Raw genomic sequence first — 22,211 nt, forward strand, 5'->3', positions numbered from 1 at the left:
CGTGGGGGCGTGGTTTGAGCGCATGGCGGCTGTCCCTGGCCTTGCCTTTGCCGGGAGCCCGGGTGTCATGCGGGAGGCGCTGCCGGGCGCAGGGGTTCGTCCGGACGAGTCGTACGGCTCGCCGATGTGGCCGACCGCCGAGGGGAGTACGTCTGCGACACCGGCCAGCCGGCATGTGCCGTTCGACGCGCGCGGCGCTGAGCTGATCGCCCGTGTCTGGGAGGCGCTGGAGCTTCCGGGCTCGGCCAGGGACTACCACTTTGTTCTGCAGAGCGCGGTCGATCGACTGTGGAGTACACGTCGTGCGGAGCCTGGGGCCCTCGCCGCGCTTGAGGTGTTCGCCCTGCTGGACCTGGAGTTGATGGAAGCAACCCCGCACGCCGTGTCCTTCGACACCACTGATGCTCCGGCGGCGTTTGTGCGGGTGTCGTCGGTGCCACGGTTGATCGGCCTGCTGGAGCGCGAGGGCGCCTTCGCGGAAGCACTTGAGCTGGCGCGGCGGTTGGCCCGTTTCGGGCAGGGCGAGGATGTGGCGGCCCGGCTGTCGGAGAAAGCCCAGGCGCTGGTTGCCGAGGCTGCGGCACAGGGCGGATCGTCATGAGTGCGGGCCTGGAGCGACTGATCCCGGCTGCCTCCTACTTGGAGGAGGCGTTCTTGCGGTGGGTGCTCACGCCGGCCGTGGACGCGTCGATCGTTGCGCGGATCCGCAGTCAGCACCCGGTCACCGTCAACGAGCGCGCTTACCGGCTGGACTACCTGATCGCGGGTGAGGCGCTGCAGTTGGCCGTCGAGCTCGACGGGTTCGCCTTCCACAGTGACCGGGCCGCGTTCACCTACGACCGGCTGCGACAGAACGATCTGGCCGCGACCGGCCTGACCATTCTGCGGTTCTCCTACGATGCGGTGCGTACGGACACGGCGCGCTGTGTGGCCCAGTTGCAGGCGATGCTGAGGCAGGATCCGCTCCTGGCGCCGCTGGTGACTGCCGTGCCTCGCATCGGGATCCCGGACATGGCTGGCGATCCGATGCGGGCCGCCGATCCGCCTGGCGGTGCCGAACTGCCTTCAGGCGGGGCGTACTTCGCCGGTGAGCGGGCCAGGGTGGACCGGGCGCCGCTGCGGGAGTGCCAGGACGAGGCGTTGGCCTCGTTGGCGAACTACTACGCCTCCGGCGGCCGGCATGCGGCTGCGGTGATGGCGGTGGGGTCGGGCAAGACGGCCCTGGGGGTGGCGGCCGCGTTGTCGTTCAGCCGACGGCGGGCGCTGGTGGTGACCCCGGGCTCGGTCATCCGCGGCACCTTCGCCAAGGCCCTCGATCCGGGGATACCGGGCAACGTCCTGTATGGGCTGGCGGGCGGGCCGCTGCTGCCCGGTGCCCGTCCGCCGGCCACGCTCGTCCTGGACGCGGACGACGGGCAGATCAGCCAGGTCAGCCGTAAGCGGCTCCTGGCTGCGGACATCCTGGTCACCAACTTCCATGCGCTGGGCACGGGCGACAGTGACGGGGACCTGCTGGCCAAGCTGGAGGCGGAGGACATCGACTTCATCGTCGTCGACGAGGCGCACATCGCGGCCAGCGCCTCCTACCAGCGGCTGTTCGCCCACTTCCAGGGTGCGCGCACACTGCTGATGTCGGCGTGCTTCCAGCGTTTGGACGGCAAGCCGATCGACGCCGATGTCGTCTACCGCTACCGGCTGGTCGACTCCGTCGCGGACGGGTCGGCGAAGAACCTGCGGGTGCACCGGTTCGCTCCCGAGGTGGCGTCGACGGTGTATGAGGCGGTGTGGCCGGACGGGCGGCGCGAGCAGATCGTGGGCCGTGATGCTTTGCTGGCCACGCTGGGCGACGAGCGGAAGATGGCACGCATCACCGCACAGTCCGAGGCGCCGATCCGCCAGGTGATGGCCGTGACGCGGGCGTGTCTGGATGCACAGGCCAAGCTGCTGGCGCCCGTGAAGCCGAGGGTGCTGTTCGCGGCGATGGGCCAGGCGCATGCTGAACAGATCGCGCGGATCGCCGAGGAGTACGGGATCCCCAGTGCCACGCTGCACCACAGCATGCCCGCCTCCGCGATCGCCTCCACCCGGCGGCGCTTCGAGTCCGACGCCGGGGATCTGCAGGGCATCGTGCAGCTGCGGATGCTCGGCCAGGGCTACGACTTCCCGCCCATCACCGTGGTCGTACCGCTGCGCCCCTATGGCAGCTTCGGCGAGTTCTACCAGTTCGTCGGCCGCGGTGTCCGCGTCCTGCGCCAGACCGCGGTGGCTGCCGACCAGCAGTACCTGGACGTGGTCTGCCATGCCGAACTCGGCCTGGAGGAGCATCTGGAGGCCATGTGCGCGGACAACGACATGGATCCCGCTGTGCTCCTGGATGTCCCGCTGATCGACGCCACCACCATGGAAGGGGATCTCCCCGGCCCCGGCGGCGCCGCGGAGGGGGCCGGCGGGGGTCTGGGCGGTGTGGACGCGTTCGTGCTGTACGAGCGCGGACGCGTCGAGCAGCGCGTGGTGCACGAGCTGGACCGTGTGGAGGCCCGAAGAACGGAGCGGGAGATGCAGCTGATGGCCCAGCGCTACGCCGTCTATGCGCAGAAGACCGCTGCGCCGGTGCCGTTTGAGCAGTTCGTCGAAACCATGCGGAGGCTGACCGGTGGCCAGTGACCCGACACGCTGGTGGCAGCCGGCCGTGGAATGCAGTCCCGAGCAGGCGCTCACCCTGGAGCGGGCGGCCGGGCAGCAGCAACGGTTCGCCGACATCGACGCCCTGGCGGCCAGGCTGCTGGCCGCAGGGTTCGCCGGACGGCCGGTGGCCACCGTCGTCCCCGGCCGAGGACGCCACACGCCGGACACCGCCAAGGTGACGGCCCTCACCCGGGAAGAGGAAGTCTTCTGCGTCAACGCCTTCGGGGTCCAGGAGCAGCAGCGGCTCGGGGCGTGGTACCTGCCCCAGAAACTCTCGGTCAAGGCAGGGGCAGTCAATCTGCCGTATCTGCTGCGGGAACGCCCTGGCCACGCTCTGACGCTGGCCGCCGATGAGACCGCCCGCCTCACCGCTGTGGAGGACTGGGACACGGTGCTGCTGTGGGCGCTGCTGGTGCCGCTGTTCGAGACACTGCTTCAGCCCATCCGGCTGCGGGCGGCAGGAGAGATCTTCCCTCGCACAGAACAGCAGCGGTTCTGGACACTCATCGAGGAGCGTTACCGGCTGCTGGGCATCGACGAGAGCGCGCTGGAAGCCTTCCGCTTCGGCGGCGGCTGGCACCAGCTGGACCGTGTGGGACAGCAGCAGGCCCGCCTTCGTTTGCTGGACACCCTTGCCGCCGCCGACCTCGTGCAGCTTGCGGCACGTCACCGGATCCAGCGGTTGCAAGGGCTGATGGCTGGTTTCGCCAAGAAGGCCAGGACGGGAACAGCCCTGGCGCGCCGGGTGCTCACCAAAGAGCTGCAGCCGGTCGTCTCCGCGTACTTCGGGGGCGACTGGCTGGCTGTGCTGGATTACCTTCAGGCTCCCCCGCACCCGGATGAGGAGATCATCACCGCTCTGCCCGAGCCTCGTCTGTACGTCGGCATGGCCACGCAGACGGCCGGCATGGCTGCCGAGGCGGGCATCGCGGAGGACGAGGTCCATGCGATGCTCGCGGCCTTCCTCGGCGGCGGCAGTTCTCTGTCTCCGGTGGAGGAGCGGGCTGCGGCCCTGCGCGGCTGGTGGGCGGGCTTCGACCAGGCGCATGCCGGCCAGTCACGGGGAATGCCGTCGTTGTGGGGGCTGGTCGATCAGGATCTAATGAGTCTGAACCGGACCGAGCAGGGGTACACCCCTCAGTTGTACCGGCAGCGTCTGCCCGCCGATGTCCTGGAACGGGTGGGGCGGCTGTGGGAGACGGTGACGCTTGCGCGGTATCCCGGCAGCATCGTCAGCAACCCGCGCCCGCACCAGACCATGGCCGAAGCCCTCGGTCCCGCGGCCGAGTTCTGGCACGGCGTGGGCCTGACCGCCTGGTTCGTGTGCGAAGGTCCCTACTCCCGCACCACCTTGGACCGTGTCGACCGCTACTACAGCAGGCCGCTGGCCGCCCTGCGCGCGGCCGGATGCCCGGTCGACAGCGCCTTCTTCCGCGAACTGCAAGCCGCCGAACAACTCCTGGGGCCGGAGGAGGAGATCACGGACAGCGAGGACAGTACGGTCGAGACCCCGTACGGGCAGGTGACGTTCACCTCCAGCATGAGTCACGGCGCCCGCCGGGACGGCTTCGAGCGGGTACGGGATCTCATCACACGGCACCGGCGGGCCTGGGCCGAGCAGTATCTCGGTGCCTACGTGGAGGGCCGCTGGCGCTCCCAGTTGGAGGAGGTCGCCCACCAGCATCACCGCTTCGTCGCCGCCAAGGGGCGTCCCCCCACCCTGCCCCAGTTCGCGCGGTTCGCGACCACGGCAGCCAACCACTGGACGGGCGGCGACCTGGGGGCGCTGTACACGGCCATCGGCGAGCCGACGCCATCCCAACAGGAGCGGCCTACCCGCCTACTGACTGAGGACGGCTACGACTTCGCCCGCCGGGTGTACCAGGAGCTGGGCGGCAAGCCCGTCGACCACGACACCTGGGTGAACAACCCGGAAGAAACCCAACGTCAGTGGCAGCTCAGCCGCCTGGCCACCGAGAGCCTGCGCCACCTCCAGCTGCAGGAAGCACTCGGGCAGCCGCCGACCGCCAAGGAGTTCGGCGCCCAGCGCCTGACCTGGCCCTGGCCAGGCGAGGAAACCGAAGGCTGGCCCATCCTCGAGCGCGTCCTTGCCACGCTGACCCGTGCCAGCCTGGCCCCGGCCACTACCCGCTCCCCCACCAGCCCGCTACCCGGCGAGGAGAGCGGCACCCTGCAACTGCGGACGAGGGGAGCCAACGCAGCCATCCGCACCGAGCCGACGACGGTCCGCATCACCTGCACCGGCGCACCCGTTGACGTGTCCGCTGTACTCCTCACCCGCAACGGCAAGGTACGCAGCGACCACGACCTCGTCTTCTACAACCACCCCAGTCACGACGGGGTCAGCGTCGGCGGGGACACCGTCACCGCCGACCTGGGCCTCATCCCTGACGACATCGCAACCATCGCCGTCATCGTCAGCATCGACCTCGAGGCCCAACCCGCCGCAGTCTTCGACCATCACACCCAGTGGCAAGCAGACATCACCCAGCCCTCCCGCACCCAACTGGCCTTCACACCTGACCCCTTCTCCTCGGGTGAGACCGTCACCATCGCGGTGGAGCTCTATCGCCACACGACCGGATGGAAGGCCCGTGCCGTCGGGCAGGGCTACGACACCGGGCTGGCGGGCCTGGCCACCGACTACGGCATCGACGTCGAAGCCTGACGCCCCCTGTCTGGTACGCGAAGCCGTCGACGACCAGGCAAGTGCGGCCGCCGCCGCCGTCGATCTCGCGTGCGAGAGCCGCTGCTGGTGCCCAACCTTCCAGGTGTTCCTGCGCCAGCTGGATCTTGCGCACACGATCTCTCCTTGGGTTTCCGTTCCGTCCCGGTACGTCAGGGAGGTTAGAGTGACCGCGACGCGCACCATGGGGGGTGCCAAGTGAGCAAGGCACGCTGGAGGTGAGCATGGGGCTGCGCCCGACACACCTTGGCTACGCTTACCAGGACCTGCTCACCGCGCTGCGACTGGTGGACCTGGCGGTGGGACGTGCGAATTCCCTGCTGGTCGACACAAAGATGTTCACCGGCGACCGATTCGATGACATCACGTGCGAGTGGAGCACCGGCAGCCGCGAGCGGCTGCAGATTAAGCACACGGATTATGACCGCGCGTTGTCGCTGGAGAGTTTTACAAAGGACAAGCGAGGCCTACGCCTGGATCTGCTCTTCTCCTCCATGGACCACGACTTCACCTCGGATCCGGGTTCCTCGCACCGCCTCGTGGTGCGCGACATGCAGCCGGAGGATCCCGAGCTGACCCGGGTGCTGCGCCCGGTCCACGCCAGCACCGATCCCGGGCCTGCACTGCACGGCCTGAGCAGCAAACGGTTCCGTTTCGACGCCGCTGCGCTGCGTGCACACGCTCCGTGGAAGGAGATGCTCGCCCAGGTCAGTGATGACCTGCTCAACCGCGCTTGCGCATCCCTGGTCGTCGACACGGATCTTCCGGCGTGTTCGCTCAACATCCGCGAGCCCGGGCCAGCCGAGGCGGCCTTGCTGCACCGCATCACCGAAGAACTCGGTGCCGGACGGCCGCCGAACCGGCATCGCACACCCGAGGAGGTGGCGCTGGCCCTGATCGAGGCGGCCAAAGCGGCGCGCAGCCGGGCGGGGACCGTGATGGTCGAGGACCTGCTTCCTCGTCTGAGTCTGGAAGTCGACTTCGGAGCGGTCCGTGAGGGGCACCCCGTGGACCGTGCCACCGAGGTGAGACGTCCTACGGTGCTCACGGGCGTGGTCGCGGCCGTGAAGGACGCTGCGCAGCAGGGGGGTGTCGTGGTGGTCACCGGCGCTCCCGGCATCGGCAAGTCGTGGTTGTGTGAGCAGCTCGGGGATGCGCTGCGGGAGACATGGCTGGCGGTGAGGCATCACTGCTGGCTCGGTGCCGCGGACATCGACCGTGAGCAGCGTGTGCTGACCGAGGTCGTGATCGGCAGCCTGCTGAAGCAGCTGGGGACGGCCGTTCCAGAGGCGCTGGCGCAGGTCAGGCCACGCTACGCGGCCACGCCGGAGACCCTCACGGCCGCGGTCACTGCCGCGCGCGGCCTGGCACCGGACCGGCCGATCGCGCTGATCGTGGACGGTATCGACCATGTCAGCCGGGTTCTTGGATCCACCACCGGCAGCGCCTTTCGTCCGCGGGTGGACCCGGCGGCCTCTCTGGTCACGGACCTCTCCGCCCTGGAACTGCCGCCCGGTGTCGTGCTCGTCCTGGCCAGTCAGCCCGGCCCTCACCTCGAGGCCGTCGACGCCGGTGCCTCCCGTCTCACCGTTGCCCCGCTCAACCGCGCCGAACTGCATGCTCTGGCGGACCGCCTGGGCGTGCTGACGGCCCTGGCGTCCTCCCCTGCCGGTGAGGGGCTCGATCCCGCTGCGCGGGCGAGGACCGCGGTCGCACTGATCGAGGAGCGCTCTCGAGGCAACGCCCTGTACGCCACGTATTTGTGCCGGCAGGCCATTGGTCCTGCCCCGGGCCTGGGAGCGGCGCCGGCGCCGGATGGTGCCGGCGATCCTCTGGAAAGGTTGCGGACGGTGCCGTCGTCGGCGCACGACCTCGACGACTACTACGCCTATCTGCTGGCCGGTCTGACCCCCGGACAGCGCTCTGCTGTCAGCATGCTCGCAGTCTGCGACTTCGCTGTGAGTGCATCGGAGCTCGAGGAAATTTTCCCGCTGCCCGGAATGCAACTCGGTGCCGCGCTGAACAGCGTGGCACCAATCGTCGCGCAACAGCCGGGCATCGGCGGACTGAAGATCCATCATGAGAGCTTCAGCCGCTTCATCCGCCGGGTCGATGGCGACGACACGTGGGTCGATCAGGTCCGGTCCCAGGCCGCCGACTGGTTGTCCCAACGGGGCTTCTTCACCGATCCCCGCGCGTTCCGGCACCTGCCCGAACTGCTGGCCGCACTGGGGCGCGATGACGAACTCGCTCTGCTAATCGAACCCGATTTCCTCACCCGCGCGATTGCCGGGCTGCAGCCGCCTCAGGCCATCGTCCACACTCTGACCGTTGCCGCGCGGCGTGCGGCGGTCCGCAACGACTGGCCCACACTGGTGCGCTGCGTCGAACTGAGCCGGGCGCGGGCGACGTATGAGGACGAAGGCCTGCCAGGTTCCCTGGTGCCGTATGCGGATGTGCTGGTGGCGCTGGTGGGAGCCGACCGCGTGGCGGCAAGCCTGATGTACGAGGGTGTGACCACGTTGGCGGCGCGGTGGGGCCTGCAGCTGTGTGCGGCGGTCGACCGGGCCGGCTGTGCCGCCCCGTGGGAGGCGTACCTCACGGCCTGGGACAAGGCACGCAAGGATGAGCGTGTCCACTACGGATCCGAGAGCGATGAGTCGGTGTTCCTGGCGGAGTTGCGCGGACGGATCCGGTTGCCAGCCCGGGCTGCTGACGATGTCGAGCTCGGGCAGGCCCCGCGTACGCTCGCGCAGCGGGTCGCCCGGTTCCTCGACCAGGAGGCTCTGACCTCGCCTGAGGATGCGCTGGGTGTGCTGTTGGACTGTCTGGGTCCAGACCCGTTGCTCGAGAGCGCGGAGCTCATCGAGCAGCCCGACCGGCGCGCGGCCCTTTTGCTGCACCTTGCGGACGCCCATGGCACGGCGGGCGGCGCGCTGCCGTCTGCCCGCACGCTGGCCACCGCGGCCTGGGCCAGCGGGCCGTGCGACCCGCGGCGCCTGCTCCGCCATGGTGTGGCAGTGTCGGACCTTGCCGAGGAGCTCTTTTCCGGGGACATCGCCGCGGTTCTCGCGAAAGCAACACAGGATGTACTGACCGATCGTGCCAGTGGCCTGTCCGGCCCGGTGAACAGGTGGCTGACACTGCTGGCCGTGGCCCATGCAGCCGATCCGCAGGCGCCCGCCCGACTGCTCCCCCTCCTGGACGGCGATGGCTTCTACCGTGCCTGGCTGCGCTTCACCCTTGCCACCGTCGGCCTGCACCGCGACGTCGAGGCGGGCATCCTCACAGCCGAAACCGCGTCTGCCACCGTGCGTGTCGCGCTCGAACAACTTGCCCAGCATGCACACGCGTTCACGGGCAGCCCCCGGGCTTGCGATCTTGCGGACATCCACCGGCAGGTGCGGCAGGTGTTGCACGACGCCGTCGCCCTGCTGCGCGGCGATGATGTCGCTGTGGGCATCGCCTTCCTGCAAGCCGTCAGCGAGGGCACCACCACCTCTCTCATGGGCATGGCCGGAACCGGCCCGCTGATCACCACGGAGCTGGTGTCCCTGCTCGCCGGGAGCGTCGGTCAGGCAGGGGCCGACGTCGTGCACGAGCTCATGCGCACGTTGCGCGGAGCGCAAGCCGAGCGCCGTGCTCTGTATGCGGAGGACGCCGACTTCGAGCTTGAGATGGCCCGTGTGAGTCTCGCCTGCGACGACCCGCACGAGGCGCAGCGGTGCTGGGAGCGTGCCGCCCGCTACATGGGGGCCTATGGCGGTCACAAGGACATCACCATCGAGGAGCTGCTGGATCCGCTGCCTCAGCTCATGCAGGCCGATCCCGTCCAGGCGCAGGTGCGTCTGGCGCGTACGCAGCCTCTTGTCCATCTCGTCGCGGACTGCACCGACGGGCGGGGCACGGCGGGAACGCCGCAGGAGTGGTGGCGTTCCCTTGCGCGCCTGGATCCGCGGGGTGCCGCGCAGTTGGGCGCCCAGGTGCTGCTGGCCGAGTCCGGGCTGCCCGATGGCCGGGTAAGCGCGGCCCACCGGCAGCTGCTGGCCACGCAGGCTGACACGGCCGACCCCGTCGTCCTGGCCGCGCTCCGCATCGCCGCTGGACCCGATGGCCGCAGTATCCGGCAGGACGTTGCTCTGCTCACCAGGCTTGCTGACCTGCCCGGCGACGACGCGGCCCGCGCATCGCGTCTCCTGCCGGTGCTGGCCAATGCAATCACCTCCACCTACGACGACCAGACACTGATCGCCGCATCGCAGGCTGCCGGGGACGAGCCCACTTCTGCGCTGCGCACAGCAGCACAGCGTTGTGGCGGTGAGGGCGGCTTGCCCTGGGCGCCCCGCCCCGTGCCCAACAACACCTCACGTGACTGGTTCGGCCCCGAGAAGCACCCCACCACAGCCGCGTATCTGCACGCCCAGCAGCGCCCGACGCTGCCCGTAGGTGCTGCTGGCGCGCTTGCTGCGGTCCGTGACCGCACCAGCAAGGCATACGATGCCCCCTCGGGCCCACGGTGGTCGAGGGATGCCCTGGCCAATGCGGTCGGGTGGCGGCTCTTGGAGGTCATCGACGGTCAGGGAGCAGACGCAGCCGCCCAGTTCCTGCACCGGATCGCCGACGAGATGAACGCCTCCAACCCTCTTGAGCTGCTGGCCGACCTCGCCTCGGGGCTCCGCTTGCGCCAGGACAGCGATCCTGGTGTTTTCGGCCCTCTCGCCGCCACGGCGGGCATGCTCGCCTACACCAAGATGCGAGGCGGCGGCGGATGGCGTTCCTTCGGCGGCAATGACCGGCTGGATCTGTGGCAGCAGGCGCACTACGCGGACCCGGCCACCGCAGCCCGCAACCTCGCAGACCAGGTGGCCCAGGCCGTCGCCGAGGCGTCCTACAGCCGCACTATCGGTGTCAGCCTGGCCCTGGTCTCGGCGTTCGCTGTTCAGCCCCCGCTCGCTTCACCCCCGGCTGTCAGCGCTTTCGCCTGCTGGGATGCGGCGTATAGCGTCATCGCCCACCGTCTGCCGGGCCGTGCCCGTCTCGGCCAGGGTGCCTACCACCCGGTGCCGGAGCAGGCGACCCAGCACGACATCGACACCGCACTGTGCGAACTTGCGTTGGCCACGATTGCCCTGCCCGAACGCGGCGACAAGCGCCGCGCCCTGATCGCAGCGACGGTTCTGCTGGCCAGCCGTTCCGGCCAGGCGCAGGCAGCCCTGGCACGCGTCCTCTCCTTCGACCTCGGAGCTGGCCCCCTGACCTGGCTCCTGACCGTCCTACAAGGACACCTGTCCGACGGACCTCTGGATGCCGCCCTTCTCGAACAGCTCGTCACGCTGTGCGGCAGTGACGTGCTGTCCGTCCGTGCCGATGCGTCCGCCATCCTGGCCCGCGCTGGCCACCAGGCGCCCGCCCCTGCGGCAACGGCAGCTCATCCGACACTCGCACGCGCCATCGCCGCCGCCCTCTCCCCCAGCGAGGACAGCGCATGAACAACCCTCGGGAGTTCGCAACCCACCTCGTCGACCACTACGTGGGCGACCGCCTAAACGCCGCCGGCAGTCCGGCCGGGCTCCGCGAGACCGTCATCGATCTCGTGATCGATGCTCTTCCGGACGTCGAGACGCTCATGCGCATGCAGCTGGACCTTCTGACCAATGGACGCCGCAGCCAGCTTCCCGACGCCTATCTCGCCGACCAGGCCGCCGCCGAAGACGCCCTGCAACGCGCTGCCGCCGGCCTGCGTGCCGCGCTTGCCCAAGCGGGACATCTCGGCAACGCCCAGAATTTCGAACGCGGCGCGGCCGCGCGACTGCGCGATGACCCCCGCGCGGCCCTGCGTGCCGAATTCGCCCGCATTCCCCGCCCTCTGACTCGTCCCGAGGCCCTGGCGTGGTCGCTTGATCCAGCACCGTGGTTCAGTGAGAGCCATCAAGCGGACAAGCCCTGGCCGCCTTCCGGCTTCGCTTCGGTCGCGGGCCTGCGGTCCCTGCCGGGAAACGCCATGGCCTTTGCTCGCGTGGATGAAGGTCCGCACGAGGGCTGGGTGCAGATCGGCTTGTTCGAGCGGCAGCGCACTCCTGCACGCCGATACCCGGATCAGCCCGCCCGCCAACTGCAGATCGCCGTCGGCCTGGAGGCCCTCGACGACGACCCGCCGCCCGGCACACTACCCGCCTGCCAGGCCCCCTGGCAGCTGTGGACCAGCCCGTGGCGGCGCCTGGGACTCGGCCTTACAACCGAGTTAGCAGCCGAGCACATCAGTGCCGCAGACCAGGCCTTGACGGCCCTCACTGACGCTGGAACCGCTGGCCTGATCGATACGCCTCGCCCTCGCACCCTGAGCGGCCTCGGCCTGCCCGTCTACGTACTCGCACCCGCAGCCAGCGTCGTGGCCGCACTCGGCCTTGAACCCACAGAGGGAATCTGCGGGTTCAGCCTCAGCGACGCCACCGGTGAGGCAATGATCTGCCGCCAGTGGCACGGCCGCCTCGTCCACGACGGAAACTACGAACCACTCCTGCCCGCGGTCGCGGGAGCTGATCTACTCATCCGGCCCGACCTGTTCGCCCGGCTGCACGACACGATCGGCGCCGCGCGCTGCCGAGCCGGCGTCAACGTCCACCACGAATCAGCCGACGACACCCTCGACGACGAGGACTGAGGGCGCCCCAGCGACGACGCTCCCATCAACCCGCCTTCATGTGGCAGGCGTGCGGCGACCTATTCATCCGCGCCAGCGACGGGGCTGTGCCTGAGCGTAGATGGTGTGCTGGGTCAGGTGGGCGAGGACTGCGTGATTAGCCTCCCAGCCGTCGGCGACCTTGGAGGCGGCTCCGGGGCGTGCGGGATCGTTGGAGGGGTGGGCGTCGAGGAGTTCGGCGATGCCGGCGCGGGCCACGACGATGCAGGCGTGGCGGTGGCGTGAGGTGAGGACGCACAGGCGGCCGGCTTCCAGGTGGAAGGTGGAGGCGTCGCCGCGGCCGGAGAGGGGGTGCAGGACGATGGTGACGCGGAATTCGCAGCCTTGGAGCCGGTTGGCGGTGTCGACGGTGACGCCGTGCAGTTGGGGGTAGTGGCGGGCCAGGAGCGCGCGGATGTCGTGAGCCTGGCTGCGGTGGGCGGTGCCGATGGCGATGTCACCGGGCTGCAGGGCGTGCCCCTGGGGGGTTTCCTCGCAGGTGGTGATGGCGCGTCGGGTCAGCAGCCGGTCGGCGATGCCGAGGGTGGTCTGGAAGGCTTCGATGTCGCGCTGGCCGGTGATGCGGGCCGGTAGTTCGAACAGTGCCCATCCGGTTCGGGCGGCGTGCTCGATGACCTCGTCGGTGGGGGTGCGGATGTCGAGAGGGGAGAACGTGAGGGTTCGGTCGGCTTCACTGCTTCCGGCGTGGAAGGTCGTGGAGGGGTAGAAGGCGTTGCTGATCGGGGGGACGGCTGAGGGCGGCAGGCGCCAGGACACGGGCAGTGAGTGGACGGGCAGGTCGCGGTTGTTGGCGAGCAGGACGGCGACCGCGCTGTTCATGGGGTCGTGGGACAGGCCTTGGAAGCGGTCGGTTGCGACCTCGGAAAAGGGGTCGAGTTGGCCGGGGTCTCCGACGAAGAGGGCCCGTTCGAAGATGCCGGCGGTCCACAAAAGCGTGTCGGAGCGCATCTGGTAGGCCTCGTCGATGATCGCCCATGGCCATCGGCGGTCGGTGACCGTGGCCCATTTCATGGCGGTTCCCACGATGACGTCGGCCGTCTTTTCGAGGACTTCGATGCGGGTGCCGATGCGGATGCCGGGATGTGCCTGCAGGTCGTGCGGGACTGTGTAATCCGTTGCGGTGAGCCGGGCGGTTCTCAGGTGCGGGTGGTGCCGGGCGAATCGCCGCACGAGGTGGTCGACCTGGCTGTTGGTCTGGGCGATGACGGGGCAGGGGGTGCTGGATTGCGCGAGGGTGTCGGCGGCTCGGGCGACCAGGGTGGATTTGCCAGCGCCGGGCGGGGAGTCCACGACGAGTCCGCGGTGGGTGAGCGTGGGCAGTTGCTCCAGGACGGCGCGGGCGGCCTGGTCCATCTGCTGCTGCGGCGACTGCCGGTGAGGCGGTGTCACTGTTCTTCCTCGCCCTCGCCCTCGTTGCTGTGGTCCGGCTGGTCGGCGGGAGGCCCGCCGTGGGTCCAGGGTGTCTGCTCTCGTGCGGGGAATTCAGGCATCCGGTAGGGGGCGGGTGCGATGGTGAATACGAGGAAGGCGCCGGCGTCGGGCAGGACGGCGTGGTTGGGGCGGTCCATGGTGCCCATGCCGGCGGTGATCTCAAGTTCGACGAGAGTGTCGCCGTCGGCCGGGGTGACCTCGCAGATCTTGTAGCGGGCGCTGCGGTAGGTGTGGCAGGCCAGGAGCTGACCGGGTTCCATCGGCACGGGGTCCGGGGTGGACACGGTGAGCCGGGGCCGCCATTGGGTACGTCCACTGGGGCCGCGCAGGGTGTGTTCCGCGTCGATGGTGGTGACGGTGCCGCCGAAGGCTTTGCCGGTGGTGCGCAGTTCTGCCCGTACGAAGGGGTCTTCGGCGGTGCGTTCGGCGGCGAAGGCGACGGCTGCGTGTTCCATGCGGGCCAGGCGGACGGCGGCGGCAACGGCATTGTCGCGGGACGGACGGGGGCGTCCGTCCTGGGTCAGGTAGGTGCATTCGTCGGTGAATACGGTGCGTTCGTGGTCCCAGCGGCGTGCAGTGCTCTTGGCTTCTGGGAGGGCCTGCAGGAGCGTGTAGGCCTGCCACATCAAATCCCAGGTGGGCTGCAGGTAGGTGGCCAGCAGACGGTCGAGTTCTTGCAGGGTGCGGGGCTGCTCCTGGTCCAAGGCCCGGCGGCGGGCGCGGGCATAGGCGTCGAACAGGGGCGCCAGGTGGTCGTTGTCGAAGGGGGCGTCGGTGGCTGGTCCCGCCGGACGGTGGGTGGCCGGGTCTTCTGCCTCCAGTGCGGCGTCGCGTCCCGAGGCTGCGTGGCGGGGCGGGTCGATCCAGGCCAGCAGGGTGGCCAGGTCCTCGTCCTCGAGGGGGCTTTGGCCGCTGATCCAGTGCATGCCGAGGAAACTGGTCATGGGGATGAGGGCGGCTGAGCCGGGGAGGTCGGCGCGGTCGGTGAGATAGGTGAGCCAGTGTCCCAGGCACTGGACGGCCCGGGAGCCGGGAGCCTGGTCGTCGACGCTGCGGAACCTCAGGTCGTCTCCGAGGTCTTTCAGGTGCTGCACGGTCTGGGGGTTGGGGACGAGGATCTGGGGGGCGTCGGTGTAGCGCCAGCGTGCCGGCTTGTTGTTGGTGGCGGGCAGGTGTTCGCGGTGCCGCTGGCAGGCGTTGATGTAGGCGGTGACCGTGTCTGCCAGGGCGGCGAGCATGGGGCCGGTGCTGCCCGAGGGCGGCGCGACCAGGAGCTGGGGGCGGTGCGGGTCGGTGCCCAGCATGACGGCCAGCGGTCGTGCGGCGGGGCCGGTTTGCTTCAGCGCCAGCAGCATCAGCGGCTGGTCGCTGAGGTGGAGGTGGCGCAGTTGGCTGGCGCGTTGGGCGTTGCCGGTGTGGGCGGCGCGCATCCGAAGGAGGGAGGTGAGCTGGATCATGCGGTGTCCGTGTGGAGGTCTGCGTGGATGCGCTGTGCGTGGCGCAGGGCCTGGGTGATGTCTTGCTGGTCCCGTGAGGGGTGCATGCGTCCGTCAGCGAGGTCCAGGGCTTTGGCGATGGTGTCGATTCCCGCGAGGTCGTCGCGGACTGCGGTGCCCAGGGCAGCGGTCCTGCCCTGGTTGAGGGCCTCGGTGCGGCAGTGAAAGGACAGGTCGCAGTGGTGGCGGCAGCCAGGGGTGTAGTGCGGCCGCACGGTGACGAGTGCGGCAACGAGTTCACCGCGGGGCCGGGTCGGTCTCTGGTCGGGGCCGGGCGCCAGGTCGAAGGTGGTGCCCGGGGGAAGGTTGTCCAGCAGTTCGGGCAGGCGCCTCAGCCTGCCGAGGTGGCGGCTCAGGTTCTTGATCTGCTTGTGCGCGCTGAAGGGCGTGGCGGTGGGGTGGCGGGTGAAGTTGCGCGGGTTGACCAGGATCACGGTGTCGGAGACACGGTCTGGCGGGAGGCCGTCGCCGGCGAGGAGTTCCCGCAGAGCCAGGACGTAGGCGGCGGCCTGGGTCAGTGCTGCGGTGGCCTTGACAGGGTCAGGCTGTCCGTGGATGACGGGGAAGGATTTGATCTCAACGACGTGGAAGACCCCGTCGAGCTGGAAGGCGATGACGTCGGGCTCGAGGTAGACCTGGTGGCCGGCGACGGTCAGACGCAGTACGGGGTGGTCGAGCAGGGTGCGGGGGTCCGACCTGCGGTGTGCTGCGCTGAGGATGAGGGAGCGGGTGCGGGCGTGGCGTAGTTGCGGGGAAGACTTGTCGTCATCGCTGCCGACGCTGTTGACGTCCTCGTAGGACACCTCGGGCAGGGTCAGGCCCAGGGCTTTGCGGAGCAGCGGCACCAGGGGGGCTCCGGCCTGGGCGGTGACCTTGCGCTCGAAGGCGATGCCGTAGTCGAGGGCGAGCTGGGATTTTCTCAGCGGCCGCGGGAGGTCCAGATGGGCGGCGAGGGCGTCTTTGTCGATGCCGGCCGCGTCCAGCAGGGAGCGGCGGTCGCAGCTCGGGTTGGCGGTCAGCGCCGCCAGGGTGCGTGCGTTGTGCGGGATGGGCGGGGCGGTTCCGCGCAATGCGCCCAGTCGTGCGTCGAGCAAGCTCACTGTTTTCCTTGGCGGGACAGGGCACAGCTGTGCTGGTTGCAGGGGTGGGTTTACGAAGTACGGCGCAGGCGGGCGGTGTTGCGCAGGATATTGCCGAAGATCTGCTCCGCGTCGCCGAGTTGCTGGCGTGCCCGCTGGGCCGCTTCGGCGCGGGTGTCGGCGTCGTCGTCGGCGTGGATCGCCAGTTCCGCTGCGGCGGCCCGGCGCAGCGCGTCCAGGTCGAGCGGGCCCCGGGGGGTGTCGCCGTGGATGTTGCGGCTGTAGTGCAGCAGGAGCTGTTGGACGGGCTGCGGCATCCCGGCCTCGCCGGCGAGGTGTTCGGCGGCGTCCGCGAGCCGCAGGGCCGATGTGAGGAAGTGGACGCGCTGGGTGAGCGGTCCCACCAGGCGCTGCTCCAGTGGCCAGGTGCTCAGGGCGAGCAGCGCGCGGGCCGGTGAGAGAAGGTCGGAGGTCAGCGCGGGGCAGATGTAGTAGGCGCGGCCGTAGGGGGCGGAGCGGAAGGAGCGTTCCTCGTCGCGGCGCAGGGTGGTCATGCGCGCCGTGTTCAGCGGGCTGGAGAAGAACGCCTGGTGGACCTGGCTGAGCAGTTTGGGCGAGGCGGGGACGGTGAGGAGGGCCAGCGCCTGGTGGACCTGGTCGCGTACGGGCACGCCCTGGTTCGGCTCGACGACTGCCAGCGCGGGCTCGGGCCGGATCTCTGGCTGGACCTCCGGCTGGGCCACCTCCGGGACATCGCTGAGCCCGCACAGCACGTTCCAGGCGTGCCGGGTGCGTGTCAGCTCCTCACCCAGGACGTTCACTTGGGCGTTGTCCTGTTGTGTGAGCGCCTGCCGGAGCGCCTCTTGCAGCTGTTGCATGCGCTTCTCGAGTGCGACCAGATGCTCGTCCATACCCGCATGCTAGCAGTCACTCGGGGCTTCCAGTTTTACTCCAGGTATTTGCGAAGAGCGGCATGTGAGGGGCCCGGTCGCGCAGGGGTGCGTCCCGGTGGGGTTCGGTGACCGTCGGCGCGGACTCCGGCCGGACCGCGTCCGGGGCGGCACTGAGCCCGCACAGAACATCCCAGGCATGTTGAATGCGTGTCAATTCCGCACCCAGAAGGCGCACTTGGCAAGTATCGTGTTGCGTGAGCGCCTGCCGGACCGCCTCCTGCAGTTGCTGCATGCGCTCCTCGAGAGCGATCAGATGCTCGTCCATGCCGGGATGCTAGCAGTCACTCGGGACGCCCAGTTTTGCTCCAGTTATTTTGGTGTACAGTCCCGGGCTCATAAGGCACCACCGGTGCCCTCCTACGCCTCGCTTCCAGAAGGGCGCATGAAGGCATGAGCAGACTGCTCCACACCTCCGACTGGCATCTGGGCCACATCCTGCACGGGCATCCACGCGACGAGGACTTCGATGCCGTCCTGGCCGAGATTGTGGCCATCGCCCGGGAGAGCCAGCCGGACCTGATCGTCCACAGCGGCGATCTGTTCCACTCCTCCCGTCCCACCGTCCGGGACATGTTCCGCGCAATGCGCGCCCTGCGCGAACTCGCCGCCATCGCCCCCACCGTGGTCGTGGCCGGCAACCACGACTCCCCCCACTACCTGGAGTTCCTCCACTTCGTGAGCGGTCCCTCCTGCGGCCGGGGCCTGTTCTTCGTCGACCGGCTCCGCCCGGCACACGACGGGGGCGTGATGACCTTCGAGGCCTGCGGCGGTGAGCAGCGCATCCGGCTGGCTGTCCTGCCCTTCGTGCACCCGAACCGGTTCTGGCGGCGCGATTCCACCTCCGGCACGTCGTATGCCGACTACGCCGAGGCGATGCGCGGCCTGCAGGGGGAACTGACGGAGGCCTTGCACGAGGGGTACGACCCCGACCGGGACATTCTGCTGTTCACGGCCCACGTGTTCGTCAAAGGCGCCCGGACCTCCCCGAGCGAACGGGCCGTGGACGAGGCCTTCGAGACCCCTCCCGAAGATCTTCCGGTGGTGTCATACGCCGCTCTCGGACACATCCACCGCCCGCAGGCCATCGAGGGCCTGAAGTTCGCCGCCCGCTACGCGGGCAGCCCGCTGGCCATGGACTTCGGTGAAGCCGACGAGACCAAGAGCGTCGTGATCGTCGACGCCGACCCGGGGCGGCCGGTGCGGGTGCTGCCGCGCCGGCTCTCCAGCGGCCGGCGGCTGACCCACTTCACCGGACCCCTCGAGGAACTGAAGGCCGCGGCCGACCAGTACGACGGGACCTTCCTCAAACCGGTGATCACCGGCGAGGAGCCCGACGGGCTCCTCAGCCAGAAGATCGCCGAGATCGTCCCGAACGCGATCCTCATCAACCCGGCCCCGGCCCGGGAAGATGCCGCCGGCGCCGTCCTGGACGGTGACCTGGGCGATGAGCCGGAACTCCCCGACGCGTTCCGGGCCTACCTGGCCCGTGAGGGAGTGGACGCAGATGCCGCGGAGTCGACCGTCACCGCCTTCCTCCACCTGCTCAACGAACTCGACGACGAGACGCTGACCCCGGTCCCGGCCGAGGAACAGCTGCGCGCCGCGCTGGAAAATCCCTGGAAGGAGGCGTCGTGAAGCCCTTGCAGCTCACCCTCACGGGCGTGCGCAGCTACGCCGGCACCTGCAGCATCGACTTCACCGGCAAGCGCCTGCTCGCCATCCTGGGTAACACCGGCGTGGGCAAGTCCACCATCCTCGAGGCGATCATCTTCGCCCTGTACGGGACGTGTTCGTGGTCCAAGGACCCCAAGGCCGCCTACGAGCTGATCGGCAAGGGATGCCCCAGCATGGACGTGGCGTTCGAGTTTTCGGCGAACGGCCGCGAGTGGAGTGTGCGCCGCACCCTGCATGCGGAAGGCAAGAAGGGGCCGCAGGCCGTGCTCGAGCCCCTGGCCGATGACAGCGCCGACTTGCGGGTCGACGGCAAGTCCGCGGTGACGCAGGCGGTGACCCGGATCATCGGGCTGGACTGGGACGGCTTTGTCAGCACGGTCCTGCTGCGCCAGGGGAAGTTCGACGCCCTCCTCAAGGCCCCCAGGGCCATGCGTGCCGACATCCTGCGGCACATCTTCGGCATCAACGAGCTCGAGCGTGTACGCAAACGGGCCGGCGTGCGACTGGAGCGCCTGAATACGCAGATCACCGAGGGAACCAGGGCCCGTGCGCTTCTCCTGCCGGATCCTCATGCTGCCGCTTCCCAGGCGCTGCTGGATCTGGAACGCACCCGGGGTATCGCGGCCCGCCGGCGCGAGCGACTGGATGCGCTGCGCGCGGCCCAGAGCCGGGCCGTCGAGCACAAGCACCGCAAGACGGGCTTGGACAAAGCGGCGCGGCTGCTGCGTGAGCGCGCTGTTGCGGATTCGAGCATCACGATGGCCGCGCTGGCGCGGAAGAAGAGGGAACTCGATGCCGAGGCAGCAGAGCAGGAGACCACCGGACGCGACTTGGCCGCGAAGCTGGAGGCGGCGCAGGGCGCGCTGGATACGGCCGCACAGGCCGGTGACACGCTCCGCTCCCTGTCCAGCGCGTTCGCTGTCCTGTCCCGCCTGCCGGAGCGTGCAGCCGGCCTGGACGCCGTCGAACAGCGGCTGAAGCAGGAGCAGCTTCAGCACGACGAGCACGAACAGGAGCACACGCAGGCACGACAGGAACTGGAAGAGCACGAGCAGCGCAACGCGGCCCTCGTCGAGGCCGCCGGCCGGGCCGAGCGCATGGTGAGCGAGGCGCGCACGCACACCGACCAGGTCCAGGAGGCCGTCCGGGCAGCGCTGCAGGAGGCCAACGCCGCGGCCGGGCATGTGCAGACACAGCGCACGACGCTCGAGACGGTGGAGGAACAGCGCGGCCACAGCGCCGGCCTGGAGAGCGAGCTGAAGAAGCTGCGCGGCGCTCTGGAAGCGGCCCAGGACGACCTCCCTGCGCTGCAGCGCAGGGAGGCGGCCCACGCGGCGGGTGCCGGTCTGGCGCCCGGGGACGCCTGCACGGTGTGCACCCAGCCCGTCCCCAGCGACTTCGCTCCCCCGCCGCTGTTGGACGGCAAGGCACTTACTCAGGCCAAACGCAAGGTCACCACACGCTCGAACGCCGTCGAAGCGGCGGTGGAGGCCAAGGCTGAAGCGGCCGCCCAGCTGAAGGGAACCGAGCGGAAGGTCGAAAAGCACCGCCGCGGACACCTGGCCGCCCGCGAGCGCATGGACGCGGCGCTGCTCCAGGTGCAGGAGCTGGTGGATGCGGTACACCCGGCCGGTGCTCCCGCCACGGCCACCGCCCTGGACGCGCTGGGCCGGCAGACGACGGCTCAGGTGCATGCCCTCGCCGAGGGCGAACCAGTAGGCCGGGCGCAGATCACCCGTGCGGTCAAAGCACTTACCCAGCCGCTGCGCGACGCAGAGGGTGAGGCCCTCGCGGCCCACACAAGCGCCCAGGCGCAGTTGGGGGCGGCGCAGGCCGAGAACGAGGCGGCCCGGGCCGAGCTCAAGCGTCAGCGCGGCCGCCTGCAGCGTGAACGCAAACGGCTGGACAAGACCCGGCTGCAGTACGAGACCGAGCTGGCGAGTGTGCTGACGGAGGTCAGCGAACTGCCGCCCTCCATCCGCCCCGCCCAGCCCTCCCCATCACAACTGCCCTCCCTGCAGGACATCGCCTCCGCTAAGGAGGCGGCCGGCCAGCGCCTCGAACGGCTCGAGCAAAGGACACTGGAGCGTGACGACGCCCAGAAGGCCCTCACGCTGCACAGCGAAAACCTGCAGGCCCTGGACGCACGCCGCCGGCGCACCGTCGAGACCCCCACACGCAAGCTCATCAAACAGCTGGAGCGCTGGGCGGACACGGCCACCGATGCCACAGGTCTTCTCGAGGCCGAGGCGTCCCCCGACCTGCCTCCCGTTCCGGACGCAGGCGACCTGGCCGCCGTCGACACCTACTGCATGGCCCTCACCTCGCTGCATCAGCGTCTGACCGGCACTCTCGGGCAGGCCGCTCAGCACGCCGACGACGAGGTCCGCGCATTCGAGAAGGAGCTGATCCGCCAAGCCGGCGCCACCGCCGACGAGACGGACCCGGACCCCGGCTTCCCGGTGCCCGAGAAGAGCGACCTGCTCGCCCCCGCCGTCCTCGACCCGCTCAGCCGCAAGACCATCCAAGCCGAAGGCGCGCACGAGACGGCCAAGGCCGATCTGCGCACCGCACAGTCCCAAATCCCCTACGCCGACGCGCTGGGCACCGCCCTCGAAGCCGCCAGCCGGCAGGCCGCGGTGTGGAAGAGCGTGAGCGACCAGCTCACCGACGGGAAGTTCCTCACCTATCTCACCGATCAGCGCACCCATGCGCTGCTCAGGCACGGCAGCAGGATCCTCCGGCAGATCTCCATGGGTGACTACGCATTCACCGATGACTTCCAGATCCTTGAACGCGCCACCAATCACGCGCGCGACCCGGAGACCCTCTCCGGCGGAGAGACCTTCCAGAGCTCCCTCGCGCTGGCGCTGGCGCTCGTCGAACTCCACAACACCAGCCACAACAAGCTGGAAAGCCTGTTCCTGGACGAAGGTTTCGGCTCTCTGGACAACATCCGCCTGGGCGACACCCTCGCCGTCCTGAGCGACAGCGTGGCCCAGGACAAGAGGGTCATCCTCATCAGCCACCTGTTCCCGGTGGCCGAGGTCGTCGACAACGTCCTACTCATCAACAAAACCGGCCAGGGCTCCACGGCCGCCTGGCTCACACCGCAACAACGCACCGCAGCCATCCACGACGGGGTCCAGCGCCTGCTGGAAAACACCTGAGCAGTACCAAACCGGCCACCACAGTCGCCGAGGAGCCCATCTCCCAGTCCCCGAACAGCCTCTTCGGGCGCCGGTGGCTCCGCGTTGCGGTGACCGGCAGGCCCGGTACTTCCATTCCCGGCGCATCACAGGGCCCCCTGCATGCCTGCGGTCGGCGCTGACAAGAACTGGCTCAGCGCCGACCGCAGCCGTCCACCCGACGGCGCCGCAGCAGGGCGGCCGGGCCGGGTCCTCCCCGGTATCCCGGCGCACGAGTGCTCCTCGGGCAGCCGGGCTGTGAGGAACACGCCCCCCTTCCTGGCGAAGGTGCTGATGC

12 protein-coding genes are annotated in these 22,211 nt (G+C 69.5%); 7 read left to right on the forward strand and 5 right to left on the reverse strand.

Going from position 1 to position 22,211, the window contains the following annotated elements; translation table 11 throughout:
- The first annotated feature begins 67 nt into the window (after positions 1 to 67).
- The 5 genes from ABT026_RS17785 to ABT026_RS17805 all read left to right on the forward strand — a co-directional run bounded on the left by ABT026_RS17785 (position 68) and on the right by ABT026_RS17805 (position 12,053).
- Positions 68 to 601 (forward strand): hypothetical protein, encoded by a 534-nt coding sequence (locus ABT026_RS17785; RefSeq protein ID WP_007387412.1) that lies wholly within the window; start codon positions 68 to 70, stop codon positions 599 to 601.
- Positions 598 to 2,664, forward strand: coding sequence for a DEAD/DEAH box helicase family protein (locus tag ABT026_RS17790; RefSeq protein WP_351115458.1), 2,067 nt, complete (start codon positions 598 to 600; stop codon positions 2,662 to 2,664). Before ABT026_RS17785 ends, ABT026_RS17790 begins: the two co-directional genes overlap by 4 nt.
- Complete coding sequence (locus tag ABT026_RS17795; RefSeq protein ID WP_351115459.1) at positions 2,654 to 5,374, forward strand: TerD family protein; 2,721 nt, start codon at positions 2,654 to 2,656, stop codon at positions 5,372 to 5,374. Before ABT026_RS17790 ends, ABT026_RS17795 begins: the two co-directional genes overlap by 11 nt.
- A 209-nt stretch (positions 5,375 to 5,583) precedes the next feature.
- A complete protein-coding gene (locus ABT026_RS17800; protein ID WP_351115460.1) occupies positions 5,584 to 10,881 on the forward strand; it encodes an AAA family ATPase in 5,298 nt (1,765 codons plus the stop codon).
- Positions 10,878 to 12,053 carry a hypothetical protein gene (locus ABT026_RS17805; RefSeq protein ID WP_351115461.1) on the forward strand — a complete coding sequence of 392 codons (1,176 nt, stop codon included), beginning with the start codon at positions 10,878 to 10,880 and terminating at the stop codon, positions 12,051 to 12,053. Before ABT026_RS17800 ends, ABT026_RS17805 begins: the two co-directional genes overlap by 4 nt.
- 63 nt (positions 12,054 to 12,116) lie before the next feature.
- Here the strand turns inward: ABT026_RS17805 and ABT026_RS17810 are convergent, their stop codons facing one another.
- Genes ABT026_RS17810 through ABT026_RS17830 form a run of 5 tightly spaced genes read right to left on the reverse strand, consistent with a single transcriptional unit; the run spans position 12,117 to position 17,316 of the window.
- Entirely contained in the window at positions 12,117 to 13,481 is a 1,365-nt protein-coding gene (locus ABT026_RS17810; RefSeq protein ID WP_351115462.1) for an AAA domain-containing protein, read from the reverse strand.
- Positions 13,478 to 14,980, reverse strand: a complete 1,503-nt coding sequence (locus ABT026_RS17815; RefSeq protein ID WP_351115464.1) for a hypothetical protein — start codon at positions 14,978 to 14,980, stop codon at positions 13,478 to 13,480. Before ABT026_RS17815 ends, ABT026_RS17810 begins: the two co-directional genes overlap by 4 nt.
- Positions 14,977 to 16,113, reverse strand: coding sequence for a hypothetical protein (locus tag ABT026_RS17820; RefSeq protein WP_344420741.1), 1,137 nt, complete (start codon positions 16,111 to 16,113; stop codon positions 14,977 to 14,979). The genes ABT026_RS17815 and ABT026_RS17820 overlap by 4 nt, the downstream gene beginning before the upstream one ends.
- A 56-nt stretch (positions 16,114 to 16,169) precedes the next feature.
- A complete protein-coding gene (locus ABT026_RS17825; RefSeq protein ID WP_053644345.1) occupies positions 16,170 to 17,009 on the reverse strand; it encodes a hypothetical protein in 840 nt (279 codons plus the stop codon).
- Positions 17,010 to 17,025: 16 nt separating this feature from the next.
- The gene (locus ABT026_RS17830; protein WP_351115465.1) at positions 17,026 to 17,316 is read right to left on the reverse strand and encodes a hypothetical protein; all 291 of its coding nucleotides are present in this window, start codon (positions 17,314 to 17,316) and stop codon (positions 17,026 to 17,028) included.
- Positions 17,317 to 17,441: 125 nt separating this feature from the next.
- Between ABT026_RS17830 and ABT026_RS17835 the strand changes: the two genes are divergently transcribed.
- Positions 17,442 to 18,686 carry a metallophosphoesterase family protein gene (locus tag ABT026_RS17835; RefSeq protein ID WP_351115466.1) on the forward strand — a complete coding sequence of 415 codons (1,245 nt, stop codon included), beginning with the start codon at positions 17,442 to 17,444 and terminating at the stop codon, positions 18,684 to 18,686.
- Positions 18,683 to 21,895 carry an AAA family ATPase gene (locus ABT026_RS17840; protein ID WP_351115468.1) on the forward strand — a complete coding sequence of 1,071 codons (3,213 nt, stop codon included), beginning with the start codon at positions 18,683 to 18,685 and terminating at the stop codon, positions 21,893 to 21,895. The genes ABT026_RS17835 and ABT026_RS17840 overlap by 4 nt, the downstream gene beginning before the upstream one ends.
- The last annotated feature ends 316 nt before the right edge of the window (positions 21,896 to 22,211 follow it).

Origin of the sequence: Streptomyces sp. NPDC002734 (genome assembly GCF_040295685.1) — a bacterium.
GTDB lineage: Bacteria > Actinomycetota > Actinomycetes > Streptomycetales > Streptomycetaceae > Streptomyces.

Bases quoted from the DNA above. Each gene is read 5' to 3' on its own strand.
- ABT026_RS17830 (WP_351115465.1), bottom strand. From the start codon at position 17,316: ATGGACGAGCATCTGATCGCTCTCGAGGAGCGCATGCAGCAACTGCAG.
- ABT026_RS17805 (WP_351115461.1), top strand. From the start codon at position 10,878: ATGAACAACCCTCGGGAGTTCGCAACCCACCTCGTCGACCACTACGTG.
- ABT026_RS17815 (WP_351115464.1), bottom strand. From the start codon at position 14,980: ATGATCCAGCTCACCTCCCTCCTTCGGATGCGCGCCGCCCACACCGGC.
- ABT026_RS17835 (WP_351115466.1), top strand. From the start codon at position 17,442: ATGAGCAGACTGCTCCACACCTCCGACTGGCATCTGGGCCACATCCTG.
- ABT026_RS17790 (WP_351115458.1), top strand. From the start codon at position 598: ATGAGTGCGGGCCTGGAGCGACTGATCCCGGCTGCCTCCTACTTGGAG.
- ABT026_RS17825 (WP_053644345.1), bottom strand. From the start codon at position 17,009: ATGGACGAGCATCTGGTCGCACTCGAGAAGCGCATGCAACAGCTGCAA.
- ABT026_RS17785 (WP_007387412.1), top strand. From the start codon at position 68: ATGCGGGAGGCGCTGCCGGGCGCAGGGGTTCGTCCGGACGAGTCGTAC.